This is a genomic window from Flavobacterium sp. HSC-32F16 (assembly GCF_024171645.1).
In the GTDB taxonomy this organism is placed as follows: Bacteria; Bacteroidota; Bacteroidia; order Flavobacteriales; family Flavobacteriaceae; genus Flavobacterium.
Window position 1 is genome coordinate 35,833 of sequence record NZ_JALKAC010000013.1, and the last position, 12,478, is coordinate 48,310.

The 12,478-nt window shown below is 33.6% G+C and carries 9 protein-coding genes; 3 read left to right on the forward strand and 6 right to left on the reverse strand.

All coding sequences use genetic code 11. The annotated features are described in order from the left end of the window. Window positions 1-21 precede the first annotated feature (21 nt). From L1276_RS24590 to L1276_RS24610, 5 genes are all read right to left on the reverse strand, one after another. A complete protein-coding gene (locus tag L1276_RS24590) occupies window positions 22-522 on the reverse strand; it encodes a GNAT family N-acetyltransferase (protein ID WP_253792502.1) in 501 nt (166 codons plus the stop codon). 483 nt (window positions 523-1,005) lie between these two features. Further along, a complete protein-coding gene (uvrA, locus tag L1276_RS24595; protein WP_253792504.1) occupies window positions 1,006-3,837 on the reverse strand; it encodes an excinuclease ABC subunit UvrA in 2,832 nt (943 codons plus the stop codon). Window positions 3,838-4,001: 164 nt separating this feature from the next. Further along, entirely contained in the window at window positions 4,002-5,786 is a 1,785-nt protein-coding gene (locus tag L1276_RS24600; RefSeq protein ID WP_253792506.1) for a chloride channel protein, read from the reverse strand. An 84-nt stretch (window positions 5,787-5,870) separates the two neighbouring features. Next, window positions 5,871-7,553 carry a gamma-glutamyltransferase gene (gene ggt / locus L1276_RS24605; RefSeq protein WP_253792509.1) on the reverse strand — a complete coding sequence of 561 codons (1,683 nt, stop codon included), beginning with the start codon at window positions 7,551-7,553 and terminating at the stop codon, window positions 5,871-5,873. 12 nt (window positions 7,554-7,565) lie between these two features. Continuing rightward, on the reverse strand, window positions 7,566-8,150 hold the full coding sequence (locus L1276_RS24610; RefSeq protein WP_253792511.1) for an ACP phosphodiesterase: 585 nt from the start codon (window positions 8,148-8,150) through the stop codon (window positions 7,566-7,568). 298 nt (window positions 8,151-8,448) lie between these two features. Between L1276_RS24610 and glmM the strand changes: the two genes are divergently transcribed. Continuing rightward, window positions 8,449-9,837 (forward strand): phosphoglucosamine mutase, encoded by a 1,389-nt coding sequence (gene glmM / locus L1276_RS24615; RefSeq protein ID WP_253792513.1) that lies wholly within the window; start codon window positions 8,449-8,451, stop codon window positions 9,835-9,837. Between the two features lie 60 nt (window positions 9,838-9,897). Here glmM and L1276_RS24620 read toward each other — a convergent pair whose 3' ends face one another. Continuing rightward, the gene (locus L1276_RS24620; protein ID WP_253792515.1) at window positions 9,898-10,770 is read right to left on the reverse strand and encodes a lysophospholipid acyltransferase family protein; all 873 of its coding nucleotides are present in this window, start codon (window positions 10,768-10,770) and stop codon (window positions 9,898-9,900) included. Between the two features lie 112 nt (window positions 10,771-10,882). Here L1276_RS24620 and L1276_RS24625 point away from each other — a divergent pair, with 112 nt between their 5' ends. Continuing rightward, window positions 10,883-11,521 (forward strand): rhomboid family intramembrane serine protease, encoded by a 639-nt coding sequence (locus L1276_RS24625; RefSeq protein ID WP_253792517.1) that lies wholly within the window; start codon window positions 10,883-10,885, stop codon window positions 11,519-11,521. 53 nt (window positions 11,522-11,574) lie between these two features. Then, window positions 11,575-12,264 carry an SIMPL domain-containing protein gene (locus L1276_RS24630; RefSeq protein ID WP_253792519.1) on the forward strand — a complete coding sequence of 230 codons (690 nt, stop codon included), beginning with the start codon at window positions 11,575-11,577 and terminating at the stop codon, window positions 12,262-12,264. Window positions 12,265-12,478 lie beyond the last annotated feature (214 nt).

The following is a 12,478-nucleotide window of genomic DNA, read 5'->3' on the forward strand; positions in this document are numbered from 1 at the left end:
GTATTTTAATTATTTATATTTTTATTTTCTTCTTATTGCATAGATTAATTCATCGAAATATTCTCCATTTTTAAAAATATTTTTTTCAATTTTTGCTTCAAGCTTAAATTTATTTTTTTCTAGTACTTTTTGTGAAGCAATATTTGTTCCATACGTACTGGCATAAATTCGCTCAATATCATATGTTTTGAATCCAAAATCTACAACTTCTTTTATAGATTGACTTATAATTCCTTTTCCCCAGTAATTTTGCCCTAGCCAATAACCTAATTCAGCATTTTTTCTCATAATGTCAGCTTGAGGTTTGATTCCAATTCCTCCAACCGCTTTGTTATTGATCTCTATTGCGAATAGATGAATTGGGTTATCAATGTTTGCAAAATTTATAAAATCTATTCCATTTTCATGTGAATAAGGATATGGAAAAGTATCTCTCAAAAATTTAGAAACCTCATAATTGTTTGCGTTCTCGACTAAACTTTCCAGGTCATCTTTATTCCAAGGTCTTATTTTTAAATTCATCAATTTTATTATTTAATCTTTTTTCCAACCATCAATACTAGAAAGAGCTTAATCCTGCGGTCTATTATATCCCGATTTAGAAAAACTACAGCAAAAAAGCCTTGTTTTTCTAATTGGGAGATGCCGTTCCCATTAGGGCCAGGACATTTGGTTTCAAATAAACAATTGGTTTATCTGAAAAAAATCTTTTCTTAAAAACTTGAATTTTTTTTAAAAAGCGGATACTAAATTAACTCTTTTTTCTAGAATTGTTACAAAAAAGAAACTTTATAATCTAAAAGTAATGTTGAGATAATGTAGATTTAAGTTTTTGTATTCATTATCAAATGATTACAAGAGATGTGGTTTTTAATAAGATTATGTGACGTATCAAATCATCAACGGATTTTAATTTGTTGAAAATATCGACAAACCTAAACAATAGAGTTCTTAGGGGCTAATATTGTAGGGATGGATTTTAATCCATCCCATATAAGATTTACGTTATTCTAGCTCTTTTTTCAAAAACTTCGCCGTATAGCTTTTTTTATTTTTGGCTACTTCTTCCGGAGTTCCTTTAGCGATTAATTGTCCGCCGCCTTTTCCGCCTTCAGGTCCAATATCAATAATATAATCTGCCAGTTTAATAACGTCCATATTGTGTTCGATAACCAGAATTGTATTTCCTTTATCAACCAATTTATTGATAACATCCATTAAAACGCGAATATCTTCAAAATGCAAACCTGTAGTAGGTTCATCAAGAATATAGAAAGTATTTCCGGTATCTTTTTTAGACAATTCTCCAGCCAGTTTGATACGCTGTGCTTCACCACCTGAAAGTGTTGTGCTTTGCTGACCAAGCGTAATATAACCTAAACCAACATCCTGAATTGTTTTTACTTTTCTATGGATTTTAGGAATATTTTCAAAAAACGGAACCGCTTCGTCAACCGTCATATCCAGAACATCCGAAATAGATTTTCCTTTGTATCGAATTTCCAGCGTTTCTCTGTTAAAACGTTTTCCCTGACACGTTTCGCATTCTACGTAAACGTCTGGTAAAAAGTTCATTTCGATAGTTCTAACTCCAGAACCTTCGCAGGTTTCGCAGCGCCCGCCTTTTACATTGAAGCTGAAACGTCCTGCTTTGTAACCACGAATCATGCTTTCAGAAGTCATGGTAAATAAGTTTCTTATTTCTGTAAAAACTTCAGTATAAGTTGCTGGATTTGAACGTGGTGTTCTTCCAATCGGACTTTGGTCAATATCAATTACTTTATCTATATGTTCTAAACCTTCAATCTTTTTATAAGGCTGTGGTTTTTTTACACCATTAAAATAATAAGCGTTCAAAATAGGGTAGAGCGTCTCGTTAATCAAAGTCGATTTTCCGCTTCCTGAAACTCCCGTAACGCAAATTAATTGACCTAAAGGTATTTCTATCGAAACATTTTTCAGGTTATTTCCTGTTGCTCCGGTTAGTTTTAAAAATTTTCCATTTCCTTTTCTTCGCTCTTTCGGAATCTCTAATTTCATTTTACCATTCAAATATTGAGCGGTAATAGTGTTTGATTTTAAAGTTTCTGCGGGAGTTCCAATACTAATAATTTCTCCGCCATATTTCCCCGCTTTTGGGCCAATATCAATTACATAATCTGCTGTTTCGATCATGTCTTTGTCATGTTCCACAACAATAACAGAGTTTCCAATATCACGTAATTGCTCCAGGGATTTAATCAGCTTTTCATTGTCTCTTTGGTGTAAACCAATACTCGGTTCATCTAAAATATATAAAACACCAACAAGCTGTGAGCCAATTTGTGTTGCTAATCGTATACGCTGCGCTTCACCGCCAGAAAGTGATTTTGAGCTTCTGCTTAAAGCCAAATAATTCAAACCAACATTCATTAAAAAGTTCAAACGGTCTTTGATTTCTTTTACAACTTCAGAAGCAATTAAAAGCTGTTTGTCAGTTAAGTGACTATTCAAATCTTTAAACCAAGCGGTTAAATCTGAAATATCCATATCACACAATTCGGTGATATTTTTTTCATTAACTCTAAAAAACAAGGCTTCTTTTTTAAGACGCGAACCTTCGCAGACCGGACAATTAATTTCGTCCATGAAATCTTTTGCCCAACGTTTTATACTTGTTGTTGCGCTTTCGTCATATTGATTTTTGATGAAGTTTGATATTCCTTCAAAATCAATTTTGTAATCGCGGGTAACACCAAGATCTTTAGAACTTACTGTAAATTTATCTTTTCCGCCATACAAAATCATAGTCATGGCTTCTTGCGGTATTTTCTCTATCGGATCTGTAATTTTAAATCCAAATTTCTCTCCAATTGTTTCTAACTGCTTGAAAATCCAGGATGATTTATATTCTCCAAGAGGGGCCAAACCACCGCTTTTGATTGATAATTTCGGATTCGGAATTATTTTTTTAGCATTGATTTCGTGTACCGTTCCTAATCCGTTGCAATGCGGGCAGGCACCTTTTGGTGAATTGAAAGAGAATAAATTCGGTTCTGGATTTTGATAGGAAATTCCAGTTGTTGGACACATTAAATTTCGGCTGAAATAACGAACTTCATTCGAATCCTGATCTAAAATCATCAATACGTTTTCGCCGTGATGCATTGCGGTATTGATACTTTCAGCTAATCGTTTCTGATTGTCTTCTGTATTTTCAATAGCCATTCTGTCAACGACAATTTCAATATCGTGTGTTTTGTAACGGTCCAGTTTCATTCCGGCTGCCAAATCCTGTACTTCACCATTAACGCGGACTTTTAGAAACCCTTGTTTTGTAATCTGCTGGAATAATTCGGCATAATGACCTTTACGGGCTTTAATTACCGGAGCCAGTATGTTAATTCGTTTTCCGTTATAATCCTGAATAATCAAATCTTTAATTTGCTCGTCAGAATAGGAAACCATTTTTTCGCCAGTGTTGTAACTATAAGCATCAGCACCACGCGCATATAAAAGTCTTAAGAAATCGTATATTTCAGTAATTGTCCCAACAGTTGAACGCGGACTTTTACTGGTTGTTTTTTGTTCGATGGCAATAACGGGAGAAAGTCCGTCGATTTTATCAACATCGGGACGTTCTAATCCGCCAAGGAATTGTCTGGCATAAGCTGAAAAAGTTTCAACATAACGACGCTGTCCTTCGGCATATATAGTATCAAATGCCAAAGATGATTTTCCCGAACCTGATAAACCGGTAATTACAACCAGTTTTTCACGCGGAATTGAAATATCGATATTTTTTAGATTATGAACTCTTGCGCCAAGAACTTCAATAGTATTGTCTTTATCTAGCATAAATATGAGCAAAACGCAAAGTTACCACTTTGATTTGTTCTTTCAGTACTCGAATGCAAAAGTTTATGTTACAATTAGTAACAAATTAACGCAGTTTTAGAACTACGTTTTTCTTTTTTTTAAATCCTATATTTTTTGGACGACTTTAATTTTTTAAGTCTTAATTATTCTATTGTCATAGAACGCAGTTTCATTCTGTAAGCTTCAAGTGCAATAGATTTTGAAATGATTCCAAAGTATTTATCATTTCGCAAAACGGGTAAAAATGCCGATTTTGATCTTTCGAATTTGGTCATTACAATTTCCATGCTGTCATTTGAAGAAATGGTTGCAGCAGGTGTTTTCATCACGTCTTTGATTAAAGTATATTTTACGCGGTAAGCATTAAAAATAATTTCGCGGATATCATTAAAATGTACGATTCCTACAAGATTCCTTTCATTGTCTACAACGGCAAATACAACTTGATTAGAATGTGAAATAAGATCGACTAATTTGCTTAAATGATCTTCGGGAGAAACGGTTAAATAATCAGTCTGGATAATCGTTTCAATATCCAGAGTTGATAAAATATTCGAATCTTTATTGCTGGTAAAAGCGTGTCCTTTTTTTGCCAGATTTTTTACGTCAAGCGAATATTTCTCAAAACGCTTGGAAATCGCAAAACTAATAGATGAAACAATCATAAGCGGAATCATCAAGCCATAACCTCCCGTAATTTCTGCAATAAGGAATATCGCTGTAAGAGGTGCATGGAATAATCCGCTTAGAATTCCGGCCATACCAACCATTGTAAAATTACTGATTGGTAATTTTGATAAACCGGTTAAGCTTATAATTTTAGAAAAGAAATACCCTAAATAAGATCCTAAAAAAAGAGAAGGAGCAAAGTTTCCCCCATTTCCTCCGCTTCCAAGAGTAAGACCTGAAGCAAAGACTTTTATCATCATGGTACATCCCACGAAAAGAAGTAAAACCCAATGATTGTTTCTCCAGCTGGCAAACAAAGTATTATCTAATAATTGCCCGGGATCACTTTCGGATAAAGTTTTGATACTTTCATAACCCTCACCAAAAAGAGTAGGAAATATAAAAATAAGGAGTGCTAAAAGAGAAGAACCAATCAGGGCTTTTTTATAAGGACCCATTTTTAGTTCTGAAAAATAATGTTCTACTCTTTGAAAATTTCGAGCATAATAAACAGCCATAAAGCCTGTTAATAAGCCTAAAAGTACATAAAAAGGAATATTATGATAATCGAATGTTTCTTGTTTTTTGAAAGATAAAAGAATGCTTTCGTCTAATACAATTGCTGATACCAATGCTCCGGTCGCAGCCGATATCATAATAGGCGTAAAAGCAGAAATACTCACGTCAACCAATAAAACTTCAATAGCAAAAAGAACTCCGGCAATTGGAGCGTTAAATGCAGCGGCAATTCCGGCAGCAACACCACAGCCAATAAGTAAAGTTCTGTCTTTATAAGCTAATTTATAGTTTTGAGCGTAATTAGAACCAAAAGCCGCTCCGGTAATAACGATTGGACTTTCTAAACCTGCAGAACCTCCTAAACCAACAGTTAAAGAGCTTGTTACAATCTGAGCGTACATTTGCTTTTTCGGGATAATACTGGCTTTTTTGGCAACCGCATATAAAATTTGAGAAGTCCCTTTTTGAATCGTTCCGTTTAGAACTTTCTTTACTACCAAAACCGTCAGCAGAATACCAATTATAGGCAGGATACTATTAATAAAACCTAGTTTTAAAATACCGCTGATATATGTTGCAAAAGAAAAAACGCTATGGGCAAAAGTCTTTAAAACAATCACGGCAAAGGCACAGGAAATTCCAACTAATACACTTGATAAAAAAATGAATTGTTTTGGAGTCAAAATAGATTGAGCCAAAGCAATAATGCTTTCCAGTCGTCGAAACAGTTTTTTTATCATTATTATTTTAAAAAATTACGGAGAATGCAAATTTAGCTCTAAACATTCGATTTTGTCAAATTTTTCTACTTAAATCTTTTGTATTTAAAATCCTGTAGCTTTGTCATCACCTCTAAAATCTGCACCGCCTTCAAGAGTGTTATCAGGATTAACTAGAATAGCATCTACTTTTCCAATTACCGGCGTTGTTTTTTCGTTGATTAAATAGCCTTTTGATTTTAAGCCTTGCAGCGTTTTATTGTCAAAAGTATCAGGTTCAAAAGTTATAAGATCCGGAAGCCACTGATGATGAAAACGAGGCGCGTTTACAGCATCCTGCATGCTTAAATTATATTCGTAAACATTTAAAATAGTCTGCAGCACAGACGTGATAATAGTTGATCCGCCTGGAGAACCTACCACCATAAATAATTTCCCGTTTTTTTCTACAATAGTTGGCGTCATAGAACTAAGCATTCTTTTTTGAGGTGCAATACTATTGGCTTCATTTCCAACTAATCCAAACATATTTGGTGATCCCGGTTTTGCACTGAAATCATCCATTTCGTTGTTTAAAAAGAAACCTAATTCATCACAGTAATATTTTGAACCAAAACCGTCGTTTATCGTTGTTGTGGCTGCAACTGCATTTCCAAACTGATCTACAATAGAATAATGAGTTGTTTCGGTACTTTCGTTATATGTTACTTTTCCTTCTTTTATATCAGATGATAAAGTAGCTTTTTCTGAGTCAAAATTGGACATTCTTTCTTTTAAATAAGAATCGGATAAAAGCCCTTTAATTGGAATTTTTACAAAATCAGGATCGCCTAAAAACTGACTTCTATCAGCATAAGCTCTTCTTTCTGCTTCTACAATTACCTGAATGGACTGCTCAGAATTATGTCCCATTTTAGACAAATAAAAAGGAGAAATCATTTTCATGATTTGAGCCAGACAAATTCCGCCGCTGCTTGGAGGTGCCATCGACGTTATTTTTAAATCTTTGTAATCAAACTGTAACGGATTTCTCCATTTTGCTTCATATGCCGATAAATCTTTTAAGGTTATTATACCGCCTTTTTTCTTCAAATAATCAACTAGAACCTGCGCCGTTTTACCTTTGTAAAACTCGTCTTTTCCGTTTTTTGAAATTCGTTTTAAAGTGCTGGCAAGAGCAGGATATTTAATAGTGTCTCCCTCTTTAAATTTTCCAGCCATCAAAGTATTTGGACCATTTGCTTTTACAATGGCATCATGATAAGCTTCTAATTGTTTCTGTTGTTTTTTAGTTACAACAACGCCTTTTTCGGCAAGGGCAATTACAGGTTTTAAAATCTCTGACATTGGCAGAGATCCCAGTTTTTTTTGAACTGCAAAAACGCCCGCAATAGTTCCCGGAACACCAATTGCTAAAGCCGATTCGGTGCTTTTGCCTTTTATTACATTTCCTTCTTTATCCAGAAACATATTTTTTGTTGCGGCAAGGGGCGCTTTTTCGCGATAATCTAAACTGCCGACTTCGCCATTTGCTTTTCTGTAAACCATAAATCCTCCTCCGCCAAGATTTCCGGCATATGGATACGCAACCGCAAGAGCGAGTTCGGTAGCAGCCATAGCATCAAAAGCATTACCGCCTTTTTTCATGATTTCAACGCCAATTTTTGACGCTTCTTCGCGGGCTGAAACCACCATCGCTTTTGAGGCAGCTAATCCTGTTGGTGCTGCCGTATGCTGAGCGAAACTATAAATAGAAATAAAATAAAATAGAAGTGAAATTTTTTTCATAATCGGTTTTATTTATAATGAGAGTAATTTTTGTTTGGTATGCTGCTGAAGATCTTCAAAAAATACGGTGAATTCCTGTTCAAATTCAGTGTAAAACTCTTTTAATTCCTCGCTTGCAAACTGCATTTTGGAGATGTTTTTTGATCTTCTGTCCATTTGCGTTAAAATCTGGTGAATGCCTTCGACGCTTTTATAACTTAAAAGCCAGTTTCTTTCAATCATGTAAGGCATTAAACCCTGTGTTTTTTCGGTTAAAATAGAATAATTTTCATGCAGTGAGTTGTAAAATCTATTTATAAAATCTTCCAGTTTTTCACCCGAATAATTCGTCCAGTTTTTGGCTAAAAAATGATCGTAAACAATATCAACGATTACGCCTGAATAGTGATGATATTTTTCATGCAGACGTTTTGTGCTTTGTCTGAAAATATCATGCGAATCTGTATAAGTGTCAATAAAACGATGTAAAAGGATTCCTTTTTGAACATCAGCAGGGAATTGTTCAAATTGTTTGCCGCGAATTCCATCAGCCATAAAATTGCCAATTTTAATTAAGTCATTTTCTCCGGAAAGATATATGTGGGCTAAGAAATTCATTTTGATTTTTTTAAGTTTTTAAGAGTCTGAGAGACTCAAATCTGAGCTTATTCTTGTAAATGTATAAAAACTTTTTTAAATCTTTTTGTTATATTAATCAGCTTTCTAAACCTTTTAACAAACGATTATTTTAAAATCTTAGTGTTTGATTCTTATAAAATATTATCTCCAGCTTAGAAACTCAGCGCCTTAATATGAAAGATTTTTTTTTAAGATATTTGAAAAACTTAGCAGCTTAGTATCTTAGAACCTTAGCAACTTTTCTATATTTGTAATAAAATAACCATAACTCACAAAGATGACTTTAATAAAATCGATTTCGGGGATACGAGGAACTATTGGTGGAAAAGTTGGAGATAACCTGACTCCTGTTGATGCTGTAAAGTTTGCATCGGCATACGGAACTTTTCTAAAAAACAATACTTCAAAAGAAAAATTAACGGTTGTAATTGGTCGTGATGCCAGAATTTCGGGACCAATGATTCATAATTTGGTTGTAAATACTTTAATAGGTTTAGGAATTAATGTAATCGATCTTGGACTTTCTACAACACCAACTGTAGAGGTTGCTGTTCCATTAGAAAAAGCAGACGGGGGAATTATCTTAACGGCATCTCATAATCCTAAACAATGGAATGCTTTAAAATTACTAAACGAAAAAGGTGAATTTTTAAGTGGTGACGATGGTGCTAAAATCCTTGAAATTGCTGAAGCTGAGGCTTTCGATTTCTCGGATGTTGATAATTTAGGGGAAATTACTCTAAATGATGCGTATATGGATATTCATATTGACGAGGTTTTAAACTTACCTTTAGTTGATGCTGAAGCTGTAAAAGCGGCAAAATTTAAAGTTGTGGTTGACGGTGTAAACTCGTCTGGAGGAATTATTATTCCGAAATTATTAAAACTAATGGGCGTAGAAGTTGTCGAATTGTACTGCGAACCAAACGGACATTTTCCACACAATCCGGAACCATTAAAAGAGCATTTAACGGACATTTCTGAATTAGTTGTAAAAGAAAAAGCGCATTTAGGAGTTGTTGTAGATCCAGATGTTGATCGTTTGGCTTTTATAAGCGAAGACGGAGAGATGTTTGGTGAAGAATATACTTTGGTGGCTTGTGCCGATTATGTTTTGAGTAAAACTCCTGGAAATACAGTTTCGAATATGTCATCTTCACGTGCATTGCGTGATGTGACAAATGCACATAATGGAAATTACGAAGCAAGTGCCGTAGGAGAAGTAAACGTTGTGGAATTAATGAAAAAAAATAACGCGATTATTGGCGGAGAAGGTAATGGCGGAATTATTTATCCTGAATTACATTACGGAAGAGACAGTCTGGTAGGAGTGGCTTTGTTTTTAACGCATTTAGCGAATAAAAAGATATCGGTTTCTGCGTTGAGAGCTTCTTATCCGGAATATTATATGAGCAAAAATAAAATCGAATTAACACCTCAAATCGATGTTGATGCGATTTTAACCCAAATGACTGAAAAATATAAAAACGAAGATATTTCGACTATTGATGGTGTGAAAATTGATTTTGCTTCAGAATGGGTTCATTTAAGAAAATCAAATACAGAACCAATTATCAGAATCTACACTGAAGCCCCTTCGCAGGATGCAGCAGATAAATTAGCTCTTCGAATTATTGATGAAATAAAAGTAATTGCAGGAATTTAATTTTTGGATTACGACATAAAAAAATCCCTCTTTCATTCTTTTTGAAAGAGGGATTTTTTATTATTCTATTTTATGTTTCCATCTTTTATGCGTCCATAAATAATATTCGGGAGCTTCATAAATTTGTTTTTCTACTTCTTTTAAATACTTCTCGGTAATATCAAAATTTTCGTAATCATTCGGGTTATCTGCAATAGATAGAAATGTAGCTTCATAAAACCCTCTAGCCACTTTTGTAACTTTTACCATAATTACACTCAGATCGTATTTTTTTGCCAGCATTTCGGCCCCGGTATGCACAGGAACTTCAATGCCCATAAATTTCATAGAATGAAAAATTCTGTCCAGTTTAGGAGATTGATCGCTTGCTAAACCATATATACTCAATTTTCCGTCACGCTGGTTTTGTGCCATTGTTGGAATTGCTTTTCTGGTTTCGACCATTTCAGTGTTGTATTTTGATCGTATTTTTCTAATTAGTTGATCAAAATAACGATTGGCCAGTCTTTTATAAACCGCAACTCCCTGAAAACCTAATTTAGGATTAATAGTTAAAAGCCATTCGTAACTTGCATAGTGCGAAGCAACAAGGATAACGCTTTTGCCTTTTTTATAATAATCCTGTACCAAATCGATATTAGTAACCTGAAATCTTTTTTCCATTTCTTCAGGTGAAATACTCATGGTTTTGATCATTTCCAAAAACATATCGCACATATGATGATAGAATTTTTTTTCTATTACTTTTCTTTCAGCATCACTTAAATGAGGTAAAGTAAGAGCCAGATTTTCTCGCACTACTTTTTTACGATATTTTATAACCCTGTAAACCAAAAAGTAAACAAAGTCTGAGAATAAATAAAATAGGCGAAACGGAAGTATAGAGATAAGCCAAAGTAATGGGTAGGCTAATATATAAACGATAAACTGCATCTAATTTTTTTTTACAAATATAAAGTAAAAATGAGAAATGATCGATATTTTGGATTGTCATCGAGATATGTTTGAGATTGACTATATTTACATTTCACATTAAATATTATTTATGAATACCATTTTAATTGGAATTATAGTGGCCAATGTACTTATCAGCTATAAAGGTTTTAATGATTATGCTTTTTTTAGAAAATTTGAATTTCATGTAGGAAGTATTCGTGCGGGCGAACAGATTAGAATGCTTTCATCTGGTTTTTTGCATGCTGATATGATGCATTTATTATTTAATATGCTTACGCTTTGGTTTTTTGCACCTGTTGTTTTGCAGTGGCTTGGAAATTTTTCTTTCGTTTTAATTTATTTTGGAAGTTTAATTTTTGGAAGTTTGCTAACCATGCTCTTTCATAAAAATGATTACAGCTATCGTGCGGTTGGAGCTTCGGGAGCTGTTACCGGCGTTTTATATTCGGCTATATTATTACAGCCCGATATGATGCTGGGAATATTTTTTGTTATTCCGATACCGGCATATCTTTTCGGAATTTTATATTTATTGTACTCAATTTACGGAATGAAAGCCAAGAATGACAATATTGGTCATACAGCGCATTTTGGAGGTGCTATAGGCGGATACTTAATTACTTTGATAAAAGAACCTTCATTATTTGCGGATCATAGTTTAATGGTAATTTTATTAGCAATTCCAATTTTGATACTTTTTGTAATGGCAAAAATGGGAAAATTATAATGCTGGCATAACTTTTGAAATGCCTTTATCAAATAACTTAAATATCACAAAAAATGAAAAAATTAGTATTATTTTTAACAATCATGTTTATGACTATGTCTTACGGCCAGGAAATTAAACAAATACCTCTAATTAATGTTAATGGAGAAGGAAAAGTAAAAGTAGCCCCTGATCAGGTTTGTATTTCAGCTACAGTTGAAACAAAAGGGAATAATGCTAAAGACGTCAAAAAGCAAAATGACGAAAAAATGGATGCGGTTTTAAAATTCATCAAAAAAATGAATGTTCCAACAGCAGATTTCAAAACAAAACAAGTAGCTCTTAATCCGCAGTACGATTACGAGAAAAAGAAAACAAGTTATAATGCCACTCAAACAGTTGAAATCGTATTAAAAGATTTAAACAAATATGATGAGTTAATGGAAGGTTTGGTACAACAGGGAATTAACCGTATTGATAATGTTTCTTTTGAGTCTTCTAAATTAGCACAATACCAATCTGAGGCAAGAAAAATAGCAATGAAAGATGCTAAAGTAAAAGCAGAAGAGTATGTATCTGTTTTAGGTCAAAAAGTAGGTAAAGCGTTTACAATTTCTGATAACTCACAAGTATATCATCCAAGACCAATGTATGCAGCTATGAAAACTGAAATGATGGATGCCTCTGGTGCTTCAAACCAAACTCTTGCCATTGGAGAAATCGAAATCACCGCTAATGTAAGTGTGAGCTTTGTTTTAGACTAAAAAAATATAAAAATTCAATAATTAAATCTAAATTCCAATTTCCGGGATTTGGATTTTTTTAAGATCTAATCTTAAAAAACGCCTAATTTCTTTTTAGAAGTCAGGCGTTTTTTTTTGTTCAAAATAAGTTTTTAAATACTAGATATTTCTAATTTTTTCCATTCGTTTAAAAAAAATCTTACACAAAATAGAAAATAATTAAAAATTATAACTA

Coding starts and splice junctions, on each gene's coding strand:
- L1276_RS24590 (WP_253792502.1), bottom strand. CDS start 522: ATGAATTTAAAAATAAGACCTTGGAATAAAGATGACCTGGAAAGTTTA.
- uvrA (WP_253792504.1), bottom strand. CDS start 3,837: ATGCTAGATAAAGACAATACTATTGAAGTTCTTGGCGCAAGAGTTCAT.
- L1276_RS24600 (WP_253792506.1), bottom strand. CDS start 5,786: ATGATAAAAAAACTGTTTCGACGACTGGAAAGCATTATTGCTTTGGCT.
- ggt (WP_253792509.1), bottom strand. CDS start 7,553: ATGAAAAAAATTTCACTTCTATTTTATTTTATTTCTATTTATAGTTTC.
- L1276_RS24610 (WP_253792511.1), bottom strand. CDS start 8,150: ATGAATTTCTTAGCCCACATATATCTTTCCGGAGAAAATGACTTAATT.
- glmM (WP_253792513.1), top strand. CDS start 8,449: ATGACTTTAATAAAATCGATTTCGGGGATACGAGGAACTATTGGTGGA.
- L1276_RS24620 (WP_253792515.1), bottom strand. CDS start 10,770: ATGCAGTTTATCGTTTATATATTAGCCTACCCATTACTTTGGCTTATC.
- L1276_RS24625 (WP_253792517.1), top strand. CDS start 10,883: ATGAATACCATTTTAATTGGAATTATAGTGGCCAATGTACTTATCAGC.
- L1276_RS24630 (WP_253792519.1), top strand. CDS start 11,575: ATGAAAAAATTAGTATTATTTTTAACAATCATGTTTATGACTATGTCT.